The organism is Polaribacter glomeratus (assembly GCF_002954665.1).
Taxonomy (GTDB): domain Bacteria; phylum Bacteroidota; class Bacteroidia; order Flavobacteriales; family Flavobacteriaceae; genus Polaribacter; species Polaribacter glomeratus.
Genome location: NZ_MSCM01000001.1, coordinates 146,470 through 170,847 on the forward strand (window position 1 = coordinate 146,470; position 24,378 = coordinate 170,847).

Sequence of the window (24,378 nt, forward strand, 5' to 3'; positions counted from 1 at the left end):
ATAAAACCAACCTATTTATAACAATATCCTACCTAAAGTTTTTCCAGAATTATCGAATAATACTTTAATGTTAAATACATCTTTATTTAAATTAACTTCATAGATCCTTTTAGAAGGATTTTGCACATAACATATCTGTTGAAGTTTATTAATTGTGTATTCTTTTTCGATAGTTAGTTGTAACTGTTTAGGTATTTTATTAAATGGTATAAATTCAACGGTTTCTAGCCATTTACCTCTGCTATTAAATAATGCGATATGTTTTTTTTTCTTTAATGTAAAACTTACATTCCATTTAAACACATCTATTTGTTGCCATAATATATTGCTTGCTCTTGGAAATTTAGAATTAAAAGAAGACAGAACCAAGGAGTTTATATTAGATTTTTCACTTCTAAAAAAACGTCCAATTGATAATGTCATAGTTCTATTTTAATTTTTTAAAGGGGTAGATTTAGTATTAATTCTACCTTAATTATTTCTAGGATTCGTTTAAATTTAAAACGATATTACAAGTGGTAGTTAACTACCATTATTGTTATTTAAAAAACGAAAGTTTTAGCCATGAAGGTATTCCGTATGGAAAAAAGGAAAGCTAAATTTGTTATTTTATAAAGATAAATGTTTAGAATCAACAAAACAACCACCTAGGTACCACTTGATGTTAATTTTAAACTATTAGTTTAAAAATTGAAGATTACTTGTTAAAAAAGGACTAAGGAACGTGCTTTTCTTCGGCAACCGATAAAAGCATTTGTAGGTTCTTAACGTTTATTTTTTTGCGACTAACTGTAATTGCTCCACAGCGTTTTAATTCTTGAATATGCCTACTAACCACAGATCTAGTTGTACCTATAAGACCTGCAATTTCGTCATTTGGTAAATTATTAATTAATTCCAATTCTTGGGTTTCTCCATTAACATTTTTAAGAAGTAAAGTTGCAAGACGCACAAGCGTGCTATGAAGTGTAACGTCTGTAGCAACATCCATTAATTGTCGCATGCGTTCTCCTAAATAGTATAAAATTGCTTTATGAATTATAGGATATTTGTTAATCCATAATCGCATTTGATCCATAGGAATTTTTAAGACCTCTAAGACATCCAAAGCTTCCCAATATACATCATGTGGTTCTGCGTCTAAAAGGGATAATACATCAAAAACGTCTCCGTTAGATAAAACAAAAACGGTATGTTCTCTACCAGTATCTGGATTTGATTTAAACACTTTTAGTCTGCCTGAAATTATAAAATGAAAGGTAGTTGAAACTTCTAAACTACTTTTAAAATTTTTTGAAATCCAACGCTCTTCTGTCATTTGACTTAAAAGCGCCTCTAAAGATTCAATGCTAGAATCTTTTAAAAAAGGAGACTGTTTAAGAGTTGATAGATATCTTTGGTAACTAGGGTTATTGGGTGTCATTAATTAGGGTTAACAGTAAAGTTACTAAAATTTTATTAGACAATTGACAACCAATCGTAGTATAATTCTAAATATAGGAACACGATTGTAAGACACTTTTATTAAAATTAATTCCAATAAGCTAATAATGTTGTTTTTACGATAATTATGGAGAATGATTTTAAAAAAGAAGATAAAAAGTATAGATATTATAAAATAAAAAAAACTTCAGAGTTAATCTGAAGTTTTAGTCGGGGTGGCAGGATTCGAACCTGCGACCTCCTCGTCCCAAACGAGGCGCGATGACCGGGCTACGCTACACCCCGAAAATGATCATTCATTTAAGGAGTGCAAATATACATCCTTTTTATACAAATGCAATTAATTGTTTTTATTATTCATCATTAAAAAGCATTAATTACATCTGCTTATGTTTTCATTATAAAAACTTATAAACATTCGATCTTATGAGAATCAAAAAACAATACTTTTACGCTTCTAAATTGATACACAATAAATATGTCTGATACAATAGAAAAAATTAAATGTTTAATTATAGGATCCGGGCCTGCTGGTTACACCGCAGCTATTTATGCAGCTAGAGCAGATATGAAACCAATAATGTATACAGGATTGCAAATGGGAGGGCAGTTGACAACTACAACAGAAGTTGATAATTTTCCTGGTTACGCAGAAGGTACAGATGGCCCTGCAATGATGGAAGATTTAAAGAAACAAGCAGAACGTTTTGGTACACAAGTTCGTTTTGGAATGGTTACTAAAGTTGATTTAAGTGATAAAGTTGGCGGAATTCATAAAGTAATTGTTGATGAAACAAAACATATAGAAGCAGAAACCATAATAATAAGCACTGGAGCAACTGCCAAATATTTAGGAATAGAAAGTGAGCAACGTTTAATTGGTGGCGGTGTTTCGGCTTGTGCTACATGTGATGGTTTTTTCTATAAAGGTCAAGATGTTGTTGTTGTTGGAGCAGGCGATACTGCTGCAGAAGAGGCTACCTATTTAGCTAATATTTGTAAAAAAGTTACAATTTTAGTGCGTAAAGATTTTATGAGAGCATCTAAAGCAATGCAACATAGAGTAAGTAAAACTAAAAATATTGAAGTTTTATATAACACAGAAGTTGAAGAGGTTTTAGGAGCTAATGTTGTTGAAGGTGTTAGAGCAATCAATAATCAAACAAAAGAAATTACTGTAATACCAGTAACAGGTCTGTTTATAGCAATAGGTCATACACCAAATTCAGATTTATTCAAAGGTGTTTTAGATATGGATAAAACAGGGTATCTGATAACAAAAGGCAAAACTACAAAAACAAATTTACCAGGGGTTTTTGCTGCAGGAGACATTCAAGATAAAGAGTATAGGCAGGCTGTAACCGCTGCAGGAACTGGTTGTATGGCTGCTCTAGATGCAGAACGTTATTTAGGCGCTTTAGAATAGCGACAAAGTTGCGCTCTTATAAAAAAAAGAGATTACTGTAAAAGTAATCTCTTTTTTTTATTGCTTTATTAAAAAGGAAAAGCAAATTTTATCGTTTTATCTATAAATTATTGCTTTCGCTAAAATGTTAAAACTTAAACAGCTACAGAAGCTTTCATTGATTTTCTGTAGATAAAAGAATTAAAAATATTTCTCTTACCAAAATTATTCATAGACTTTGCATTAACAAATTTTCCGAAAAGAATTTTACTAACCCCAAAGTATTCATATTTATTACCGTCTGTAAAAGTAACCTCTAGTAACATGCTTTTATGATGCCAATCTGAAACTTGAAATTCTGTAATTGTTTTTTTATACTCTTCTAAATTCGCAGCTTTTGTTTCTGGCGCAATACTTACCAAAAAATGATAGCCATCTATAATTTGAGTACTTACTAAGTCTGCTTCTATTTTTTTAGCATCATCTTGAAATTTATCAGGATGCCATTCTTTAACTAAATTTCTGTAGGTTGTCTTTAATTCTTTTAAATCAATAGCACCTTCTATTTTAAATAGCTTTTTATATTCTTTAATACGCTTCATTTCGTTGTTTTCAAATTGCGTGCAAAAGTAGTACTATTTATTTGAATAAATAAATATGCACACACAAATAATTATTGTTTTTTTAATCTGATGGTCAGTCTTTTATGAAATACTAAAAATGAACGATTGCTAAGGTTTGGCTAGCGTCAAAAAAGAATATTCTTTTCGTAATCTAATCAGTTAAATATACATCAAAATTTTCTATTGCTTGGATAATTACCTTTACAGATTCTATATAAAAACCTTTATTTATAGTAGCATAGGTGTCTGTGCTTCTGTGATAATCCTTGTGGTCTGGTACGCCAAAATAAATAAAAGGTATTTTCTCGCGATGAAAAACTCTATGATCAGAAGAAAAAGTCCAATCAGATTGTTCTTTATTTTCAGGCGCATCATGACCAAATAATAACTTTAATTTATCTGACTTTATTTTTTCTAAAGGTTTTCTTAAATTTGGATAATGGTAAAGGCCAGCTGCAAAAAGTTCTGGATCGTAATCGCTATGAGAAATCATATCAAGATTAATATTTAAAACAATGTTTTCTTTGTTTTTAAAGTTCTGTAAGAAATATTCAGCACCTAAAGAGCCAATTTCTTCAGCATCAACCGCTGCAAAAATTAGATTATGGTGTATTGGTTTATTTTTGAAATATTCCGCAATTGTAAATAACGCTGCTGTACCTGAAGCATTGTCATCTGCTCCGTTAAAAATTTTTCCATTTTTAATACCTAAATGATCAAAATGTGCGGTTATAACAATAGTTTTATTTGTTTCTCCTTTTAACATACCAATAATATTACCACCAATTGCGGTAGTATCTGACACGTTAGATAAGTTTTCTGTTGGTTTTTCTATTGGAAAAACATCTTGCCTCTTTTGTCCCTTAAACGTATAAGAAAATTCTTGAAGGTAATTGTTTTGATACATAGTCTGTAAACCAACATCTTTAAATTTTTTAATTATAAATTTTTGAGTTTTATAGTTTCCTGGTTTGGAGAAAAATCGTCCTTCTAATGAGTCATTAGAAAGTATTTGAAGGTTTTTTAACAACTTTTTGCTGTCAATATTGATTTCTTTTGGTTTGCTACAGCTCCATATTATTAATAGTGATGCTGTAAAAATTAAATAACGAATTTTCATAGTTGTTTTTTTTTATCATGAAATTTAACCAGACCTATTTCAAATATATAAAAAAAAGACCATTAATTAAAATGGTCTTTTTAAACAAACAACTAATTTTAAACGTTTAAGGTTTAAAGAAGTATTAAATAGGGTTAAAAACAGTATTTATTTTCTGCTTTTAATTTTTCTGCAATAAAGTTTCTTAATTCAATTACATTAGGGTAATTTGCATATTTAGTAAAACGTTTTAATCCCATTAATAACATTCTTTGTTCATCACCTTCAGCGAAAGAAATAATACCTTCTTTACCATTTTTGTTTATAATTTCTACAGCATTATATAAATATAGTTTAGCCATTGCAATTTGTCCTTCTTGCGCTTTTTCGCCAAAACGTTTTGTGTTTTTCTCTGCACGTAAAAGAGTAGATTCAGCCATGTAAACTTCATTTAAAATGTTTGCAGCAGTCATTAGTAATTGTTGATGAGAATCTAACTCTGCGCCATATTTTTGAATTGCAGAACCTGCTACCAACAAGAATACTTTTTTCAATTTGGCAATCATTTCTTTTTCTTCAGCAAATAATTGAGAATAATCTGGAGTATCAAAAGAAGGGATTCCCATTAACTCATCAGCAACAGCAGTTGCAGGACCTAATAAATCTACATGTCCTTTCATTGCTTTTTTAATTAACATTCCTACAGAAAGCATTCTGTTAATTTCGTTAGTTCCTTCGTAAATACGCGCAATACGTGCATCTCTCCAAGCCGCTTCCATAGGTGTTTCTTCAGAAAAGCCCATTCCTCCAAAAATTTGAATTCCTTCATCGGCACAAGCTTGTACATCTTCAGAAACTGTTACTTTTAAAATAGAACATTCAATAGCATATTCCTCTACACCTTTTAATTCTGCTTCTTGATGAGAGTTTCCTTCAGCTATTCTCATAGCGATTCTATCCTCAATATTTTTTGCGGCTCTATAGCTAGCAGATTCACCAGCATACGTATTTGTTGCCATTTCGGCTAATTTTGATTTGATAGCACCAAAATCTGCAATGGGAGTTTTAAATTGTTTACGCTCCGTTGCATATTTTAGAGCAGTATCTAAAACTCTTCTTTGAGAATCTAAACAAGCTGCAGCTAATTTAATACGACCAACATTTAATGCGTTTACAGCAATTTTAAATCCACCACCTCTTACAGATAACATATTATCAGCAGGTACAACAGTGTCATTAAAAAATACTTGACGTGTAGAACTTGCACGGATACCTAATTTATGTTCCTCTTCGCCTAAAGAAATTCCGTTAGGATTTGCAGCATCATACTCTACAATAAAACCAGTAATATTTTTATCTTTTTCTATACGCGCAAAAACGATCATCAAATTACAGAAGCCTGCATTTGAAATCCACATTTTTTGTCCGTTAATTTTATACGATTTTCCATCTGCAGAAAGTTCTGCCATTGTTTTACCAGAATTTGCATCAGATCCTGCACCTGGTTCTGTTAAACAGTAAGCGCCCATCCATTCTCCAGAAGCTAATTTTGGAACGTATTTTTGTTTTTGTTCTTCAGTTCCGTATAAGGTAATTGGCATGGTACCAATTCCTGTATGCGCGCCAAAAGCAGTACTTAAAGAACCATTTCCACTAGAAATATATTCGCAAGTAATCATTGTAGAAACGAAACCCATTCCCATTCCTCCATATTCTTCAGGAACCGCAACGCCTAAAAAGCCAAGTTCACCTGCTTTTTTCATAACCTCTTCGGTTAGTGCATAATCTTTAGCTTCAAAACGATCTCTGTGTGCAATAATTTCACGCTCGTTAAATTCTTTAACGGCTTCTTTCATCATTGTTTGTTCTTCCGAAAAATCTTCAGGAGTAAATATGTCTTCACAAGCAGTTTCTTTTACTAAAAATTGACCGCCTCTTAATATCTCTTTATTTGTTGTTTCCATTCTACTATTTTTTAATCTTGTTTTGTTAATTTAAAAATTCGAAAATACCTGCAGCACCTTGACCTGTACCAACACACATCGTTACCATTCCGTATTTATTTTGCATATCACGTTTGCGCATTTCATCAAATAATTGAACAGATAATTTTGCACCTGTACAACCTAACGGATGTCCTAAAGCGATAGCACCACCATTTACATTAATGATATCAGGATTTAAACCTAACTCACGAATAACCGCTAAAGATTGAGAAGCAAAAGCCTCATTTAATTCAATTAACCCAACATCTTTTTGATGCAAACCTGCTTGTTTTAATGCTTTCGGAATTGCAGCAACTGGTCCGATGCCCATAATTCTAGGCGGTACACCTGCAGCAGCATAACTTACCATTCTTGCAATTGGTTCAAGATTTAATTCTTTTACCATATCTTCACTCATCACCATTACAAAAGCTGCACCATCACTCATTTGTGATGAATTACCCGCAGTTACACTTCCGTCAGCGGCAAAAACAGGGCGTAATCTTGCTAAACCTTCAATGTTAGAACCTAAACGTGGTCCTTCATCTTTGTTTACAACATATGATTTTGTTGCTTTTTTTCCATTCGCATCTACATACGTTTGATTTACCGTAATAGGTACAATTTGAGAATCAAAACGACCTTCTGCTTGTGCTTTTAATGCTTTTAAATGAGAATTTAATGCAAACTCATCTTGGTCTTTTCTTGATATATTGAATTCATTCGCAACTGCTTCTGCAGTATTTCCCATTCCCCAATAATACTCTTCATGACCAGCGGCAACTGTATCATAATTTAATTCTGGTTTAAAACCGGTCATTGGAACAGAGCTCATGCTTTCTGCACCACCCGCAATAATACAATCTGCCATTCCAGATTGAATTTTAGCAACCGCCATACCAATAGTTTCTAATCCTGATGAACAGAAACGATTAACAGTAACTCCAGGAACTTCTTCAATTTTTAACCCCATTAAAGAGATCAATCTTGCCATGTTTAATCCTTGAGCACCTTCTGGCATTGCATTTCCTACAATAACATCATCAATTCTCTTTTTGTCGAAATCTGGCAATTCTTTCATCATATATTCGATGGTTTCTGCCGCCAATTCATCCGCTCTTTTAAATCTGAACAATCCTTTAGGTGCTTTTGCAACTGCTGTTCTATATCCTTTTACTATGTATGCTGTTTTCATAATTTTAGTGTTTAGTTGTTAGTGTTTGGTTGTTAGTCAGTGAAAAAAAATCACTAAAAACTAAAAACCTGAAACTAACCACTTGAGCAATTTTAATTGCGAAGCGGTTTACCAGTTTTTAACATGTGTTGAATACGTTCTAAAGTTTTACGTTCTGTACATAAACTTAAAAAAGCTTCGCGTTCAAGATCTAATAAATACTGTTCTGTAACTTTGGTTGGTTCCGATAAATCTCCTCCGGCCATTACGTAAGCAAGTTTATTTGCAATTTTTTGATCGTGAGCAGAAATATATTTGCTATCATGCATAGAATCTGTTCCTACTAAAAACATACCCAAGGCTTGTTTACCAAGAACTAAAACATCATCACGTTTAACAGGTTGTGTATAACCAGCTTCTGCCATTATTAAAGCGTGTTTTTTAGCCTCAGCAATTTGACGGTCTTTATTTACTACAACTACATCTTTTCCTTTTTGTAATAAACCTAAATCGAACGCTTCATACGCAGAAGTTGCTACTTTTGCCATACCAATTGTTAAGAAATGCTCTTGTAAAACGTTTAATTGTACATCGCCTTTGCTAAATAAATCGGATGCTCTTAAAGCCATTTCTTTAGAACCACCACCACCAGGAATTACGCCAACTCCAAATTCTACTAATCCCATATACGTTTCTGCTGCTGCAACTACTTTATCTGCGTGTAATGATATTTCACATCCACCGCCTAAAGCCATTCCGTGAGGAGCAGAAATTGTTGGTATTGATGAATATCGCATACGCATCATTGTATCTTGAAAATACTTGATAGCCATGTTTAACTCATCATATTCTTGCTCTGCAGCCATCATAAATATCATACCGATATTTGCACCTACAGAAAAGTTTGCTGCTTGATTACCAATTACTAAACCTTGATAATTTGTTTCAGCTAAATCAATTGCTTTATTTACAGCAGCTAAAACATCGCCACCAATGGTATTCATTTTAGACTGGAATTCTAAGTTTAAAATTCCGTCACCTAAATCTTCAATTACTGCACCCGAGTTTTTCCAAACTTCGTTCGATTTTCTAATATTATCTAAAATGATAAAAGAATCTTGACCCGGTTTTTTAACTTGTGATTTTGTTGGAATATCATAATAATGAGTTGCTCCTTCTTTAATTGAGTAGAAAGAAGTTTCTCCTTTTACTAACATTTCTGTTACCCAAGAAGCAATTTCATGACCTTCTGCTTTCATTAACTCAACACCTTTGGCAACACCAATGGCATCCCAAATTTGAAAAGGTCCGTGTTCCCAACCAAATCCAGCTCTTAAACCATCATCAATTCTATAAACTTCATCAGAAATTTCTGGAATTCTATTTTGAACGTATGCAAACATTGCAGCGAAACTTTTTCTATAAAATTCACCAGCTTTGTCTTTTCCTGCAACTAAGACTTTAAATCTATCAACAACGTTATCAATCGTTTTCGTAAGTTCTAAAGTTGCAAATTTTGCAGATTTTTTTGTTCTATATTCTAATGTATTTAAATCTAGCGATAAAATTTCTCGGCTACCATCCGCAGCTTTTGTCATTTTATAAAAACCTTGACCCGTTTTACTTCCTAACCATTTTTTTTCCATCATTTTGTTTACAAAATCAGGAATTACAAATTGGTCTTTCATTTCGTCATTAGGGCAATTATCTTTTACACCGTTTGCTGTATGCACAAGGGTATCTAAACCAACAACATCAATCGTTCTAAAAGTTGCAGATTTTGGACGACCAATAACTGGGCCGGTTAATTTATCTACTTCTTCAATAGTTAAATTCATTTCTTTTACAACATGAAACAAACTCATGATGCCAAAAATACCGATTCTGTTTCCAATAAATGCAGGCGTATCTTTTGCTAAAACCGATGTTTTACCTAAGAATTTATCGCCATACATCATTAAGAAATCGGTAACTTCTTGTTTACAGTTTGGTCCAGGAACCACTTCAAAAAGTTTTAAATATCTTGGTGGATTAAAAAAGTGAGTAACTGCAAAATGCTTTTGGAAGTCATCACTCCTGCCTTCATTCATGAATTTAATAGGTATTCCGGATGTATTAGAAGTAATTAAAGTTCCTGGAGTTCTATACTTTTCTAATTTTTCGAAAACAACTTTTTTAATGTCTAATCGTTCTACAACCACTTCCATGATCCAATCTACACCAGCAACTTTAGCAATATCATCTTCTAAATTACCCGTTGTAATTCTACTTGCAAATTCTTGCTTATAAATAGGAGAGGGTTTTGATTTTAAAGAAGTTGTTAAAGCATCATTTACTAAACGATTGCGAACTACTTTGTCTTTTAACGTAAGTCCCATTGCTGCTTCTTTGTCGTTTAATTCTCTTGGAACAATGTCCAATAAAAGAACTTCAACACCAATATTCGCAAAGTGACACGCAATACCAGAACCCATAATACCAGATCCAATAATTGCTACTTTTTTAATTCTTCTTGTCATTTGTTTATTGTTTATTATACTGCTTCTTATTTATCTTGGCTAATAGCATTGTAAATTTCTTTATCTGCAATTAATTTATTTATAGTTGAGGTTACTTTAAAAAAACTGTCTAATTCTTTTTCTGTAACATATTCTCTTACAACATTATTAAATTGGTACACATGACTTTTAGAGAACTTACGCATTTCTAACCCGTATGCTGTTAATTTAATAATTACACTTCTACCATCTTCAGGGTTTTTTTCTCTAGAAATTGCTCCTTTATCTTCCATAGATTTTAAAATTCTTGAAAGACTTGTAGGTTCCATTCCCATTAAAGGACCCAAAGCTGTTGAAGGCGTGCCGTTTTCTTTGTCTATTGTTAATAAAACGAACGCCATTGCCATAGTACTACCATAGTTTGCGGCCTGTTCATTATACATTTTTGCAACAGCTTGCCAAGTTGCTCTTAATTGATGATCTATAGATTTATCTTTATCCATTGCTTCAAAGATATAAAAATTTATTATGCACGCATAGTAAATTTAAAAAAAGTTATGCATGCATAGTAAATTTTAACATTTTTTAAAAAAGTAACCATTTATAAGTTATTAGTAGTAGTGTTTATAAAATACCTAAATTTGTTGCAATAGAACTTTTACAAAAATCAAAAATTGTCAATGAAAAACTTACTAGAAATAAATAATGTAGTAAAAAATTATGGAGATTTTAGAGCATTAAATGATGTTTCTATCCATATACCTAAAGGAAGTGTTTATGGTTTATTAGGCCCTAATGGCGCAGGCAAAACTTCATTAATTAGAATTATTAATCAAATTACAATGCCAGACTCTGGCAATATTATTTTAGATGGTGAGCCTTTATCGCCAAAACACACTGCATATATTGGCTATTTACCAGAAGAACGTGGTTTGTATAAATCAATGAAAGTTGGCGAACAAGCTTTATATCTTGCACAATTAAAGGGTTTAAGTAAGTCTGAAGCAAAAAAACGGTTACAATATTGGTTTGAAAAGTTTGATATTTCTGCTTGGTGGGGCAAGAAAATTGAGGAACTCTCCAAAGGAATGGCACAAAAAGTACAATTTATTGTTACGGTGATGCACAATCCTAAATTATTAATTTTTGATGAACCTTTCTCTGGTTTTGATCCTATAAATGCCCAATTAATCGCCAAAGAAATTTTACAACTGCGTGATGAAGGTGCAACGATTATTTTTTCTACACACAGAATGGAGTCTGTTGAAGAAATGTGTGATGAAATTGCGTTGATTCATAAATCTAATAAAATCTTAGACGGAAAACTATCAGACATAAAGCGTCAGTTTAGAACAAATACTTTTCAAGTTGGTCTTCATACAGATTATCCAAAAGAAGTGGAAGCAAAATTGAAAGAAATTTTCGAGGTTTTTCCTGCGGATTTTAAATTGTTAGGAAATGAATTAACCTTAAATGTAAAGTTAAATCAAAATAACTCGGCAAATGAATTGTTGTCATTTTTAACAAGCCGAGGTCAAGTGCAACATTTTGTTGAATTGATACCAAGTGCAAACGATATTTTTATTCAAGCAGTAAATAAAAACAACTAAAAATGAGCAAGTTAAAACTAATTATACATAGAGAGTTTATTGCTAAAGTGCGTAATAAATCTTTTATAATGATGACTTTTTTAAGTCCGTTGTTATTAGTAGCCATGGGGGCTTTGGTATTTTTTCTGATGAAAAAGAATGACGAAAAAGTTAAAGAAATCGTTTATGTAGATAATTCGGGATTGTTTTCTAAAGACGATTTTGTAGATTCAGAATCTATACATTATCAAGATTATACTTCATTAGGGATTGAAGAAACAAAGAAAAAAGTAGAAGCAGGCGATTATTATGGAGCACTAATTATCCCTAAACAAGACAGTTTAGAGGTTTTAGCCAAATCCATTGAATTTTATTCTAAAGATTCTCCAGGAATGTCTGTCATAAATTCTTTAGAAACTAAAATTGAAACGAAAATCAGAAATGAAAAATTAAATGATTTTGGAATTGATTTGGCCCAAATAAATGCTTCAAAAATTCCATCAAACATCAAGATGTATAATTTTTCGGGCGAAGAATCATCCAAATTAATAAATGGGTTAAAAATAGGAGTAGGCGCAATTGCTGGTTACCTATTAATGATGTTTGTGATTATTTATGGCACATCAGTAATGAGAAGTGTTATTGAAGAAAAAACAAGTAGAATTGTAGAGATTATAGTGTCATCCGTAAAACCGTTTCAATTAATGTTGGGTAAAATTATAGGTAATGCATCCGCAGGATTATTACAATTCTTAATTTGGGGAATTTTAATTTTTATAATATCTACACTTGCATCAGCTGTTTTTGGTGTTAATATGGTAGAAATGCAAACAGCAAATTTACCGGCAGAACAATTAGAAGCAGCAAAACAAGCAGTAGGAATCGATAAAATGCAATTGATAATTCAAGAAATTTTAAGACTGCCTATTTTAAAAATGTTTGTCTTGTTTATTTTTTACTTTTTAGGCGGTTTTATGTTGTATAGCTCACTATTTGCAGCTGTTGGTGCTGCGGTAGATAATGAAACGGATACACAGCAATTTATGTTGCCAATTATGGCACCTTTAGTTTTAGGTGTTTATGTAGGTTTTGCAACGGTTATGAATGATCCTCATGGATCTATAGCTGTGCTGTTTTCATACATTCCGTTTACGAGTCCTATTGTAATGCTAATGAGAGTTCCTTTTGGCGTTTCTTGGTACGAATTGGCAATTTCGATGACCTTATTATTAATTACATTTGTTTTTATGGTTTGGTTAGCTGCCAAAATATATAGAGTTGGAATTTTAATGTATGGTAAAAAACCAACCTACAAAGATTTATATAAATGGATAAAATACAAAGGATAAATGCAAGATAAAATAGAAAAAGTTGCAAACGATATTGTAGAAGAAGCAGTATCGATTTTAGATTATTCGTTTACTTTTAGTAAAGAAATAAGCATTTCTGTAAAAGGTTTGATATTTGTGGTTGTTGCTTTAATACTTTCTACATTTTTATTAAAACTGGTAAGAAGAGTTACTACTAGAAACATGCCTAAAAATGATCAACTTAAATTTGTTGGGGTTTTTAGTTATTTAAAATGGTTTGTGTATTTAGTCATCTTTTTAGTTGGTATGCATACTTCCGGTGTAAATGTTACTGCTGTTTTTGCTGCATCAGCTGCTCTTTTAATTGGTGTAGGTTTGGCACTACAAACACTTTTTCAAGATATTATTTCTGGAATCTTTATTCTGGTAGATCAGTCTGTACATGTTGGCGATATTATTGAGCTTGAAGGTAAAGTTGGCAGGGTTTTAGATATACGTTTAAGAACCACCAGAGCCGTAACGGTAGATAATAAAGTTTTGGTAATTCCAAATCATTTGTATCTAACAAATATTTTATTTAATTGGACAGAAAACGGAACGGAAACAAGAGAATTTGTAGATGTTGGTGTTGCTTATGGTTCTGATGTTGAGCTGGTAAAAACTATTTTATTAGATATTGCAAAAGAACAACCTACTGTATTAAAAAATCCGGCACCAATGGTTTTGTTTAGAGATTTTGCAGATAGTTCTTTAAATTTTAGAGTCGCATTTACTCTAATTGATAGTTTTGACGTTCGATTTACACAAAGTAATATTCGTTTTGAAATTGATAAAGCATTTAAACAAAATAATATAACAATTCCGTTTCCACAGAGAGATGTGCACGTTTATCCAACGAATGGATACGAAATGATGAAAGAAAAAAGTATATAAATGATTGTAAAGTTCAATAGTTAGCTACTGATTTTTTATCAGCCAAAAACTTGAAACTTTAAAATTTAGAAACTAAAACAATGAGTAAAATATTAGTTATAGAAGACGAAGCATCCATTAGAAGAGTGCTTACAAAAATAATTTCTGAAGAAAATGAAGCCTACCACGTAGAAGAAGCAGAAGATGGTTTGTTAGGTTTAGAAATGATTAAAAATAACGATTATGATTTGGTTTTATGCGATATTAAAATGCCAAAAATGGATGGTGTTGAAGTGCTAGAAAAAGCTAAAAAAATAAAACCAGAAATACCAATTGTAATGATTTCTGGTCATGGCGATTTGGATACTGCAGTAAACACAATGCGTTTAGGAGCTTTTGATTATATTTCAAAACCACCAGACTTAAACCGACTTTTAAATACGGTTAGAAATGCTTTAGAAACCAAAGTTTTATTGGTCGAAAATAAGCGTCTAAAGAAAAAGGTTAGTAAAAACTACGAAATGATTGGCGAGAGTGCTGCTATTTCTCATATTAAAGACATTATAGAAAAAGTAGCCGCTACCGATGCAAGAGTTTTAATTACTGGGCCAAACGGAACAGGAAAAGAATTGGTTGCGCATTGGTTGCATGAAAAATCTGATCGTTCTAAAGCACCAATGATTGAAGTAAATTGTGCTGCAATCCCGTCTGAATTAATAGAAAGCGAACTTTTTGGTCATGTTAAAGGTTCTTTTACGGGGGCAAATAAAGACAGAGCGGGTAAGTTTGAAGCTGCAAATACAGGAACTATTTTCTTGGATGAAATTGGTGATATGAGCCTTTCTGCGCAAGCAAAAGTATTACGTGCTTTGCAAGAAAGTAGAATTTCTAGAGTTGGTTCTGATAAAGATATTAAGGTAAATGTTAGGGTAGTAGCTGCAACAAATAAAAACCTAAAAGTAGAAATTGAAGAAGGACGTTTTAGAGAGGATTTGTATCACAGATTAGCAGTTATTTTAATTAATGTTCCTGCATTAAATGACAGGCGAGAAGACATCCCTTTATTGGTCGATTTTTTTACTGCAAAAATATCTCAAGAACAAGGAACGCCTAAAAAAACCTTTTCATCAGAAGCAATTACTCTTTTACAAAAGTATGATTGGACAGGAAATATTCGTGAATTAAGAAATGTTGTAGAACGTTTAATAATTTTAGGTGAAAAAGAAGTGTCTGCAAACGATATAAAGTTATTTGCGAGTAAATAGGTTTTTTTAAAGAAGAAATAGAAAAAAGAAACAAGATAAAAGAGGCAAGTGATTGCAATGTATCGCAAAAAGTAAAAAGCCAAAATTGTTTATTTTTCTTTGGATAAAACGCTGAAAATTAGAAACTAAAAAAGGGAATCAACATCCGTTGATTCCCTTTTTCTATATAAAATAGTGTTACTTATTTTTTAAGATCAAAGCGATCAAGGTTCATTACTTTTGTCCAAGCAGAGACAAAATCGTATACAAAGCGTTCTTTTGCATCATCTGCGGCATAGACTTCTGCTATTGCTCTAAGTTCTGTGTTTGAACCAAAAATTAAATCGGCTCTAGTTCCTCTAAACTTAATTTCACCTGTTTTTCTATCCGTTCCTTCAAATAAAGCATCATCGGTAGAAGTTGCTTTCCAGGTGATACCAAGGTCTAGAATATTTGTAAAAAAGTCATTCGATAGCGTGCCAACATTCTCTGTAAAAACACCATATTTAGAAGCATCATAATTTGCTCCTAGCATTCTTAATCCACCAACTAAAACAGTCATTTCAGGAATAGAAAGTGTTAATAATTGCGCTTTGTCAATTAATAATTCTTCTGCAGCTAATTTTAAATCTTTCTTAATAAAATTTCTAAAACCATCGGCTCTTGGTTCTAAATAGCCAAAAGAAACTAAATCTGTTTGCTCTTGAGAAGCATCTCCTCTGCCAGAAGTAAACGGAACAGAAATAGAATAACCTGCATTTTTTACAGCTTTTTCAACGCCAACAGATCCGCCTAAAACAATTAAATCGGCCATAGAAACGGTGCCATTAAAATCTTTCTGAATTCCTTCAAAAATAGTGATTACTTTATTTAATTCATACGGATTATTTACTGCCCATTTTTTTTGTGGTTCTAAACGTATTCTTCCTCCATTTGCGCCACCTCTCATATCAGATCCTCTAAATGTAGAAGCAGAAGCCCAAGCAGTAGTTACTAATTGAGAAATTGATAAGTTAGAATTCGAAATAGCTTCTTTTAAAATAGAAACTTCTTTATCAGAAAGCGCTGTTCCTGCAGGAATTGGATCTTGCCAAAGCAATTCTTCTTTCGCAACTTCTGGACCTAAATAACGAGAAATGGGTCCCATATCTCTATGTGTTAATTTGTACCATGCTCTTGCAAAAGCATCTTCAAAAGCTTTATGGTCTTTATGAAAACGTTTAGAAATTTTTAAATATTCAGGATCTACTTTTAAAGCCATATCCGCGGTAGTCATCATTAAATCTTGTGTACCATTTGCATCACCAGCTTTCGGTGCTTTTTTAGCGTTAGAAGCTGCTGTTGGTTTCCATTGATGTGCGCCAGCAGGGCTTTTAGTTAATTCCCAGTCATAATTTAGTAAAACATCAAAATAATCAGCATCCCAAGTGGTTGGGTTTGGCGTCCAAGCACCTTCAATTCCGCTTGTAATTGCATCATCTAAAACACCAGATTTATATGCGTTTTTCCAACCCATACTCATTTGTTCAATAGGAGCACCAGCAGGTTCTACCCCAACAAATTTATCAGGATTTGCAGCACCGTGTGCTTTACCAAAAGTATGTCCTCCAGCGGTTAGAGCTACTGTTTCTTCATCATTCATAGCCATTCTGCCAAATGTTTCTCTAATATCTTTTGCAGAACCCATCGGGTCTGGATTTCCGTTTGGCCCTTCGGGATTTACATAAATTAATCCCATATGAGCAGCACCTAAATCGCTTTCTAAATTTCCGTCTTCATAACGTGCATCATTTCCTAACCATTCTGTTTCAGAACCCCAATAAATATCTTGTTCTGGTTCCCAAACATCTTCACGTCCGCCAGCAAAACCAAACGTTTTCAATCCCATAGATTCCATAGCATAAGTACCGGCAAGAATCATTAAATCTGCCCAAGATAATTTAGCACCGTATTTCTTTTTAACAGGCCAAAGTAATAAACGCGCTTTATCTAAATTACCATTATCTGGCCAACTATTTATTGGCGCAAAACGTTGCGAACCAGAAGCTGCGCCTCCACGCCCATCTCCAACTCTATAAGTTCCTGCACTATGCCAAGCCATACGAACCATAAAAGGGCCGTAATTTCCATAATCTGCTGGCCACCAATCTTGAGATGTTGTCATTAAGTCGATGACATCTTGTTTTAATTCGGCAAAATTGATGCTATTAAAAGCAGTTGCATACTCAAAATCTTTATCCATTGGGTTTGATGCTGCACCATTTTGACGAAGAATATTCAACTTTAATTCATTTGGCCACCAATCTCGGTTTTTTGTTCCGTTACCGGCTGTATGTTTTTGAGTTCCTCCCATAAATGGGCATTTATTGCTATCGCTGTGTTTTTCCATGATAAATTGATTTTAATGATTGAAGTACAAACCTACAACTACTTATTGAATAATTTTTATCTATAGTTTTTATTATAAAATAGTTAAAACTTATTATTGAATTGTTTTTAAAGTTACGTCTTTTTTGGATCAATTAGAATAAATAGTGTGTATCTATTTTTACGGACCTTAGCTATAAGTAAAGTTGATAATAATATAAAAAGTTATCATAAACATTTTTACTTTTTTTTTTGATTCGTTTTATCTTTGCATCAGTGAAAGCAGAATATTAATAATTATAAAATTTATATAAAATGGCAACAGCAGTTGGTAAAAAATTTCCAAATTTAAATGTAAATGCAATGAATGAAATGGGCGATACATTTAAATTAAATGTGTTAGAAGAAGCAATTAATAACAAAAAGAAAGTGTTATTATTCTGGTACCCTAAAGATTTTACATTTGTATGTCCTACAGAATTACATGCTTTTCAAGCAGCACTAGGCGAATTTGAAAAAAGAAATACGGTTGTAATCGGTGCTTCTTGTGATACTGCAGAAGTGCATTTTGCATGGTTAAGTACCGCTAAAGAAAATGGCGGAATTGAAGGTGTAACGTATCCTATTTTAGCAGATAGCAATAGAAACTTATCTTCAATTTTAGGTATTTTAGATATTACAGATGAAACGTACGATGAAGAAACAGGAACTGTTTTAGTTGAAGGTGATAATGTAACGTATAGAGCTACATATTTAATTGATGAAGAAGGAACTGTTTTTCATGAAGGAATTAATCATATGCCAGTAGGTAGAAATGTAAACGAATTTTTACGTTTAATTGATGCGTATGCACATGTGCAAACTCATGGAGAAGTTTGTCCTGCAAATTGGGAAGAAGGAAAAACAGCAATGGCGCCAAATGCCAAAGGAACAGCTGAATATTTAGCTGCTCATTTAAACTAATTAGTAAGGATGGTTCAAGAATTAAGTCAAGATAATTTAGCACAAATAATTTCTGATAACAAAACAGTAGTGGTGCAATATTCTGCTACTTGGTGTGGAAACTGCCGAATTATGAAACCAAAATTTAAAAAATTGGCTTCAGAAAATGAAGGAGTATCTTTTGTTATTGCGGATGCAGAGAAATTTCCTGAAAGCAGAAAATTTGCTGATGTTAGTAATTTGCCAACTTTTGCAACTTTTGTAGATGGTAAATTAGTAAATCAAACGCAAACCAATAAGTTTGATGTTTTAATCGATTTAGTAAAAGAAGTTATTTAATCATGAAATTACCAGTTATAAAACATTTAACTTCTTTTATTGAAGAAAATGATCAAGATTATCTTTTAGAAACCATAGAAACGCTAGAAGCATTAACGGAAGTTCCGTCTTTAAAAGATGAAGAATTAGATGTTATTGGTGAGCTAATTTCTAATATGTATGGTGCTTTAGAAGTTGATAAAATGATTAAAGAAGGTACACCTAAAAAAGAAGCATTAAATCTTTTTATGAAACGTGTTTTAGGTTCTATTGATAAATAGTTTCTTTACAAATAGTATATTTAAATCCTAAGTGAAAGCTTAGGATTTTTTTATTTACGAATAATGTCTTTTTGAGAAAAGTTGATTTTTTTAACTACTTAACTTTGCTCGAGAAGACAAAACTTAAGGATACTTAAAATTAATTTTATAGAAATTTGTTTTTCAATTGTTCTAAAACTTGGTTTCCTCTATAAATGGCGCCTTCCATATAACCACCATATTTTGGTGAAGTTTCTGAACCAGCAACTATTAATTTTCCGTTTAAAAATTCTTGCTGATAGATCGCGTGCCCATTATTAAAATGCGGAGTTATAAAACGATCATTTTTATAATTTACCAATCGATCTTCATTCCAAATTTTCTCTTCATACGAAAGATATTTTTTTCCGTCTTCACCAAAAAATTTAAAGAGTTGTTCGTTAACTTTTTCTTCTCTGTATTCTCTAGTTTCATTCGCTAAACTGCTATTTAAAAATCCCATTAAGGCAAAATGAGTGTTCTCAAAATCTGAATGATCGTACATTTCTGTAAACGGACCAACATTGCTAAAACCAACCCCAGACAATCCTTTTTCTTTCCAAAAAGGAGTTTTATAAACGAGTGCAAATTTTACGGAATCCTTCATCCAAGTATGTGTGTTATTTGCAATTTGTTTAAAACCGGAATCTAAATCCGAAGAAAAATGAACGCTATTTACTAATACTTGAGGCGGAATTGTAGAAATTACAAAATCCGCAATAAAACTTGAAGTTTCAGTAGTTACTTTTAGAGAAGTTTCTTTATCGTCAATTTGTATTACTTTTTGGTTTAGTTCAAGTTCATCCTCTGTAAAAGTTGCCTTTAGTTTGTTTAAGATTTCAAAGGTTCCACCAACAATTCGATAGCTAATTTCTTGGTTTTTGGGAACTTGAAAACGCTGAGGTGCGCTGGTTCTCATTGCTTCAAATAAAGCATCACCATTCATGTTTTGTTCAAATAAAGAAATATCTAAACTGCTGCATACCTTTAACAATTCTGGGTTATACCTCCAGAGCCAAGTTGCGCCCAGTTCAACGTTTGTAGTATGACTGTTTTTTGTGTAAATTCTTCCTCCGATTCTATCATTTGCTTCCACTATTTTTATTGAAAAGCCTTCTTTTTTAAGCAGATACCCTAAATAAATTCCAGAAAGGCCACCGCCAATAATCAGTATTTTTTTCTTCATTTTAGCAAAATCTAATGATAAAAATTAATAGTTGTAAAAGGGAAATTCTATTTTAATGATGCGTTAATTTTGCAATAATTTTCGCGTGTTTTGGAAACTCTTTTGAAAGAGCTTCGCAACTAGGAAGTACAAAATCTCTAAAGTCAAAACCAGGAGAAACGGTACATCCTGTAAATGAAAAAGAGTTTTTTTCTAAGACTTCTGCGGCAAAATAATGATGAGCAGGAACTGTAAATTGTGGAATTTCTCCTTTACTAAAATCGTTTCCAATCAGTATAAAGCTGTAAATTCCTTCTGGTGAAATCATGTGTAATTTTAAAGTAGTTCCTGTGTAAAAATGCCAAATTTCATCTTGATTTATTTTATGAAAAGCAGAGAATTTATCCGCAGTCAGTAAAAAATAAATACTGGTGCAATAATTTCTATTTCCTTCAAATTTTTCTCCTAAATCTTCTGATAGAATTTCATCTTTACTTCTATAGGTTTCTTTATAATATCCGCCTTCAGGATGTGAAGTTAAATTAAAATGATTTATAATTTCTGTTGCTTTCATAATTTGATTTCTTTTGTGTTTACAATAAATTCTCCAATTTCCTTACCCCAAATTTGATACGTTAATAACGATGGATGAACGCCATCACTAAAATATGTTTTAGGATTACTATCAGTTACAGAATGCTTTTTGCTCCATTCTTTTAAGGTAATAATCTCATCATAATAAAATACATTTTCTTTATTTTTGATGTTGTTATTTAGTTCTTTACCTAATATTTCTACTAAATTACCAATCACAAATTTTATAGTTTTTGTAAAAGCAGGAAACTCTTTTATAGGTGGCATGTTTGTGAAAATAATAGGCGTTTTTGGGTATTTATGCTGCAATAAATCAATAAGTTTATTGATGTCTGAAATCCATTTTTTTGGAGAGTTTAATGTAAAAGCATCATTTCCACCCATTCCAATCACAATAATATCCGCAGTAGTTTCTTCTATTTTAGGAATAATTTTTGAGCAAACTTGTTTTACGGTGTACCCACTTTTTGCATAAACGCGCCAATTTATATTGCTTTTTAATGCAGTAGAAAGCGTAGTTGCTAAAGTACCTGTAAATCCGTTTTTATGATAATCAACACCAACACCTGCAATAGTACTTTCGCCAATTGAGAGTATGTTTATGGTTTTATTAAAATTACCATTTACAAAACCTTTAGGTTCTTTAGCTTCGGGAAGCTGAGGTACGCTTTTTCTAATATTTTTTCCTTGAAAATACATCAAAGGTAAAAGCGGAATCGAAATAAGTACACCTGCATAATACTTAAAGTTCATCGCTGTTTTGCTCTTTTTTTTGCTCGTTTACTTTTTTTATTAGTGCTTTTAACCGGTCTTTAGTTTGCTGTTTTTCTAACTTTACTCTGTTGATTTTTTGAGTCATTAACTTTGTATGCTTCGCTTTATTTAGCGTGTTTTTAGCTTTTCCTTTTTTGGGCATTTTATATTTGTTATACCGCAAAATTAAGGAATTTTATCCCAAAAAAGGAATTAAGTAATTTTAAAAAATTATGATAAATTTATCATTTTAGATCAGAAATGCTTGTCTAAAACCAATGGAAACCAGACTATTTTTTTTACCTTTAAAGATTAATTAGTTTGATGATGAGTTTAGAAAAATATAAAGTTGTGGATGCGATTTCTTTGAAAGAATTTTCGACCAAAGAAGTTATTAAAGACGCAAAAAAAGACCTTAAAAAAAGTAGAAAGAAGTTAAGTAAACTGCAAGATGCCATGTATGCAGAGGGTAAATATGCTGCATTAATTTGTTTGCAAGGAATGGATACATCGGGTAAAGATAGCTTGATTAGAGAGGTTTTTAAAGATGTAAATGCACGTGGAGTAGAGGTGCACAGTTTTAAAGTACCAACAGATTTAGAGTTGAAACACGATTTTTTGTGGAGACATTATATAGCTTTGCCAGCAAAAGGAAAAATGGGCGTTTTTAACAGAACGCATTATGAAAATGTGCTTGTTACAAGAGTGCATCCAGAATATGTCTTTGGTGAGAACATCCCAGCTGTAAAAAGTTTGGATGATTTAGATGCTGCTTTTTATGAAAACAGAATGGAAAGAATTAATGATTTTGAAAATCATTTGGCTAAAAACGGAACTATCATTCTAAAATTCTTTTTAAATTTATCAAAACCAGCGCAAAAAAACAGGTTGTTGAGAAGATTAAATTTGCCAAGTAAAAACTGGAAATTTTCTGAGGATGACTTAAAAGAGCGTAAATTATGGGATAAATATCAATTCTGTTATGAAGATTTATTAAACAGAACCTCTAAAGAAAATGCGCCTTGGTTTATAATTCCTGCGGATGACAAAGATTCAGCAAGAATTATTTTAGCAAAAATTTTAGTAAAAGAATTAGAGAAATATAATTTTACAGAACCAACATTATCAGCAAAATTAGTAGCGCAATTAGATGATTTTAAAGCACAATTGAATAAAGAATAGTTCTTGGCTGCGCTCGAATTGACAATTATGTCTCCTCGAGCGCAGTTGGGAGGTTAAATTAAAAAAATGAACTTAAAACTTAGTAAACCAATCGTGTTTTTCGATTTAGAAACAACAGGCGTAAATATTGCAACCGATAGAATTGTAGAAATAGCAATTTTAAAGGTATTTCCAAACGGAAATAAAGAAAGTAAAACTTGGTTGGTAAATCCTGAAATGGAAATTCCGAAAGAATCCTCAGAAATTCACGGAATTACAAACGAACAAGTGGCTACAGAACCCACTTTTAAAGAGCTTGCACAAAAAGTAAATGAAATGGTTGCAGGTTGCGATTTAGCAGGTTTTAACTCCAATAGATTTGATATTCCTTTATTAGCAGAAGAGTTAATGCGCGCAGGAATTGATTTTGATATGAAAAACAGAAAAGCCATAGATGTGCAAGTAATTTTTCATAAAAAAGAGCAACGAACTTTAGGTGCAGGATATCAATTTTATTGCGGAAAAGAATTAGAAGGTGCTCACGGAGCAGAAGCAGACACAAATGCGACGTATGAAATTTTGTTAGCACAATTAGATAAATACCCAGATTTAGAGAATTCTGTAGATGCTTTAAGTGAATTTTCAACGCACGGAGAAAGAGCAGATTTCGCTGGTTTTATTCTGATGAATGACGAAAAACAAGAAATTTTTTCATTCGGTAAATACAAAGGAAGAACAGTAGAAGAAGTCTTTATTGAAAATCCTGGTTATAATAATTGGATTCAGAATGCAGATTTTCCATTGTACACAAAAAAGGTGTTAAGAGAAATAAAAGAAAGAATGTCTGCACCAAAAGACACGATGACCGATGCAGAAAAATTACAGGCTTTGCAGCAGAAGTTTAATTTAAGATAAATTTGAGACGGTTAGTAAATTAGAGGTACAGAAGTAGAGGTCTAAGAATCAAAAATACCTAATAATCTCATAAACTAAAAAATATGTTTACAGAATATAAAAATTTACCCAACAATTCTCGCGTTTGGATTTACCAAGCGGAAAGAGAATTTAATCAAAAAGAAATAGAAATTATTTCGGCGAAAGCAGAAGAATTTATCAATTCTTGGACGCGACATGGAGATAATTTAAAAGGCTCATTTACTATTAAATACAATCAGTTTTTAGTATTGGCCGTAGATGAAAGTTTTAATACAGTTTCTGGTTGCTCAATTGATAGTTCTGTACGTTTTGTGCAGCAATTAGAAAAAGAATTACAGCTAGATTTAATGAATAAAATGAACATCACCTTTAAAGATAATGAAACTATTAATTTAGTAAAATTATCTGATTTTCAGCAATTTGCAAAAGACAAGAAGATTTCTTTAGAAACAATTGTTTTTAATAATATGGTAAATACTAAAGAAGATTTTGAAAACAACTGGGAAGTACCTGCAAAACAAAGTTGGCACAAGAGGTTCTTGGTATAAAAATTGTTCTAAA

The 24,378-nt window shown here is 32.0% G+C and carries 24 protein-coding genes and 1 tRNA gene; 11 read left to right on the top strand and 14 right to left on the bottom strand.

The genetic code is table 11. The features are described from left to right. Positions 1-15: 15 nt before the first annotated feature. From BTO16_RS00600 to BTO16_RS00610, 3 genes are all read right to left on the bottom strand, one after another. Positions 16-423 (bottom strand): PepSY-like domain-containing protein, encoded by a 408-nt coding sequence (locus BTO16_RS00600; protein WP_105019755.1) that lies wholly within the window; start codon positions 421-423, stop codon positions 16-18. A gap of 292 nt (positions 424-715) precedes the next feature. Then, entirely contained in the window at positions 716-1,423 is a 708-nt protein-coding gene (locus BTO16_RS00605; RefSeq protein WP_105019756.1) for a Crp/Fnr family transcriptional regulator, read from the bottom strand. Between the two features lie 230 nt (positions 1,424-1,653). Beyond that, positions 1,654-1,728, bottom strand: a tRNA-Pro gene (locus tag BTO16_RS00610). Positions 1,729-1,921: 193 nt separating this feature from the next. On the opposite strand from BTO16_RS00610, the gene trxB reads away from it, so the two are divergent. Next, on the top strand, positions 1,922-2,869 hold the full coding sequence (gene trxB / locus BTO16_RS00615; RefSeq protein ID WP_105019757.1) for a thioredoxin-disulfide reductase: 948 nt from the start codon (positions 1,922-1,924) through the stop codon (positions 2,867-2,869). A 134-nt stretch (positions 2,870-3,003) separates the two neighbouring features. Here trxB and BTO16_RS00620 read toward each other — a convergent pair whose 3' ends face one another. From BTO16_RS00620 to BTO16_RS00645, 6 genes are all read right to left on the bottom strand, one after another. Beyond that, positions 3,004-3,450, bottom strand: a complete 447-nt coding sequence (locus BTO16_RS00620) for a KTSC domain-containing protein (RefSeq protein ID WP_105019758.1) — start codon at positions 3,448-3,450, stop codon at positions 3,004-3,006. Positions 3,451-3,622: 172 nt separating this feature from the next. Beyond that, complete coding sequence (locus tag BTO16_RS00625; protein WP_105019759.1) at positions 3,623-4,591, bottom strand: M20/M25/M40 family metallo-hydrolase; 969 nt, start codon at positions 4,589-4,591, stop codon at positions 3,623-3,625. 134 nt (positions 4,592-4,725) lie between these two features. Next, on the bottom strand, positions 4,726-6,534 hold the full coding sequence (locus BTO16_RS00630; protein ID WP_105019760.1) for an acyl-CoA dehydrogenase family protein: 1,809 nt from the start codon (positions 6,532-6,534) through the stop codon (positions 4,726-4,728). Between the two features lie 25 nt (positions 6,535-6,559). Next, complete coding sequence (locus BTO16_RS00635; protein ID WP_105019761.1) at positions 6,560-7,750, bottom strand: acetyl-CoA C-acyltransferase; 1,191 nt, start codon at positions 7,748-7,750, stop codon at positions 6,560-6,562. A gap of 92 nt (positions 7,751-7,842) precedes the next feature. Then, complete coding sequence (locus BTO16_RS00640) at positions 7,843-10,248, bottom strand: 3-hydroxyacyl-CoA dehydrogenase/enoyl-CoA hydratase family protein (protein WP_105019762.1); 2,406 nt, start codon at positions 10,246-10,248, stop codon at positions 7,843-7,845. A 26-nt stretch (positions 10,249-10,274) separates the two neighbouring features. After that, complete coding sequence (locus tag BTO16_RS00645; protein ID WP_105019763.1) at positions 10,275-10,730, bottom strand: MarR family winged helix-turn-helix transcriptional regulator; 456 nt, start codon at positions 10,728-10,730, stop codon at positions 10,275-10,277. 177 nt (positions 10,731-10,907) lie between these two features. Between BTO16_RS00645 and BTO16_RS00650 the strand changes: the two genes are divergently transcribed. The 4 genes from BTO16_RS00650 (at position 10,908) to BTO16_RS00665 (ending at position 15,303) form a co-directional block, all read left to right on the top strand. After that, positions 10,908-11,837 (top strand): ABC transporter ATP-binding protein, encoded by a 930-nt coding sequence (locus BTO16_RS00650; RefSeq protein ID WP_105019764.1) that lies wholly within the window; start codon positions 10,908-10,910, stop codon positions 11,835-11,837. 2 nt (positions 11,838-11,839) lie between these two features. Then, the gene (locus tag BTO16_RS00655) at positions 11,840-13,165 is read left to right on the top strand and encodes an ABC transporter permease (RefSeq protein ID WP_105019765.1); all 1,326 of its coding nucleotides are present in this window, start codon (positions 11,840-11,842) and stop codon (positions 13,163-13,165) included. Continuing rightward, positions 13,166-14,059 (top strand): mechanosensitive ion channel family protein, encoded by an 894-nt coding sequence (locus BTO16_RS00660; RefSeq protein ID WP_105019766.1) that lies wholly within the window; start codon positions 13,166-13,168, stop codon positions 14,057-14,059. Positions 14,060-14,139: 80 nt separating this feature from the next. Further along, on the top strand, positions 14,140-15,303 hold the full coding sequence (locus BTO16_RS00665; RefSeq protein ID WP_105019767.1) for a sigma-54-dependent transcriptional regulator: 1,164 nt from the start codon (positions 14,140-14,142) through the stop codon (positions 15,301-15,303). Between the two features lie 181 nt (positions 15,304-15,484). Here BTO16_RS00665 and katG read toward each other — a convergent pair whose 3' ends face one another. Next, on the bottom strand, positions 15,485-17,671 hold the full coding sequence (gene katG / locus BTO16_RS00670) for a catalase/peroxidase HPI (protein WP_105019768.1): 2,187 nt from the start codon (positions 17,669-17,671) through the stop codon (positions 15,485-15,487). Between the two features lie 293 nt (positions 17,672-17,964). Here katG and BTO16_RS00675 point away from each other — a divergent pair, with 293 nt between their 5' ends. From BTO16_RS00675 to BTO16_RS00685, 3 genes are read left to right on the top strand one after another with little or no spacing between them, the layout of a single operon-like run. Beyond that, on the top strand, positions 17,965-18,612 hold the full coding sequence (locus BTO16_RS00675; protein WP_105019769.1) for a peroxiredoxin: 648 nt from the start codon (positions 17,965-17,967) through the stop codon (positions 18,610-18,612). 9 nt (positions 18,613-18,621) lie between these two features. Further along, complete coding sequence (locus BTO16_RS00680) at positions 18,622-18,930, top strand: thioredoxin family protein (RefSeq protein ID WP_105019770.1); 309 nt, start codon at positions 18,622-18,624, stop codon at positions 18,928-18,930. Positions 18,931-18,932: 2 nt separating this feature from the next. Then, entirely contained in the window at positions 18,933-19,190 is a 258-nt protein-coding gene (locus BTO16_RS00685; protein WP_105019771.1) for a DUF6952 family protein, read from the top strand. A gap of 145 nt (positions 19,191-19,335) precedes the next feature. On the opposite strand, the gene BTO16_RS00690 is transcribed toward BTO16_RS00685, so the two are convergent. Genes BTO16_RS00690 through BTO16_RS17520 form a run of 4 tightly spaced genes read right to left on the bottom strand, consistent with a single transcriptional unit; the run spans position 19,336 to position 21,883 of the window. Beyond that, positions 19,336-20,394, bottom strand: a complete 1,059-nt coding sequence (locus BTO16_RS00690) for a flavin monoamine oxidase family protein (RefSeq protein WP_105019772.1) — start codon at positions 20,392-20,394, stop codon at positions 19,336-19,338. Between the two features lie 52 nt (positions 20,395-20,446). Next, a complete protein-coding gene (locus tag BTO16_RS00695; protein WP_105019773.1) occupies positions 20,447-20,947 on the bottom strand; it encodes a cupin domain-containing protein in 501 nt (166 codons plus the stop codon). Further along, positions 20,944-21,720, bottom strand: coding sequence for an SGNH/GDSL hydrolase family protein (locus tag BTO16_RS00700; protein ID WP_105019774.1), 777 nt, complete (start codon positions 21,718-21,720; stop codon positions 20,944-20,946). Before BTO16_RS00700 ends, BTO16_RS00695 begins: the two co-directional genes overlap by 4 nt. Further along, a complete protein-coding gene (locus BTO16_RS17520) occupies positions 21,710-21,883 on the bottom strand; it encodes a hypothetical protein (RefSeq protein WP_170064390.1) in 174 nt (57 codons plus the stop codon). Before BTO16_RS17520 ends, BTO16_RS00700 begins: the two co-directional genes overlap by 11 nt. Positions 21,884-22,047: 164 nt before the next feature. On the opposite strand from BTO16_RS17520, the gene BTO16_RS00705 reads away from it, so the two are divergent. From BTO16_RS00705 to BTO16_RS00715, 3 genes are all read left to right on the top strand, one after another. Continuing rightward, entirely contained in the window at positions 22,048-22,902 is an 855-nt protein-coding gene (locus BTO16_RS00705; RefSeq protein WP_105019775.1) for a PPK2 family polyphosphate kinase, read from the top strand. A gap of 66 nt (positions 22,903-22,968) precedes the next feature. Next, on the top strand, positions 22,969-23,796 hold the full coding sequence (locus BTO16_RS00710) for a 3'-5' exonuclease (RefSeq protein ID WP_105019776.1): 828 nt from the start codon (positions 22,969-22,971) through the stop codon (positions 23,794-23,796). Positions 23,797-23,879: 83 nt separating this feature from the next. After that, entirely contained in the window at positions 23,880-24,365 is a 486-nt protein-coding gene (locus BTO16_RS00715; RefSeq protein WP_105019777.1) for an ABC transporter ATPase, read from the top strand. The last annotated feature ends 13 nt before the right edge of the window (positions 24,366-24,378 follow it).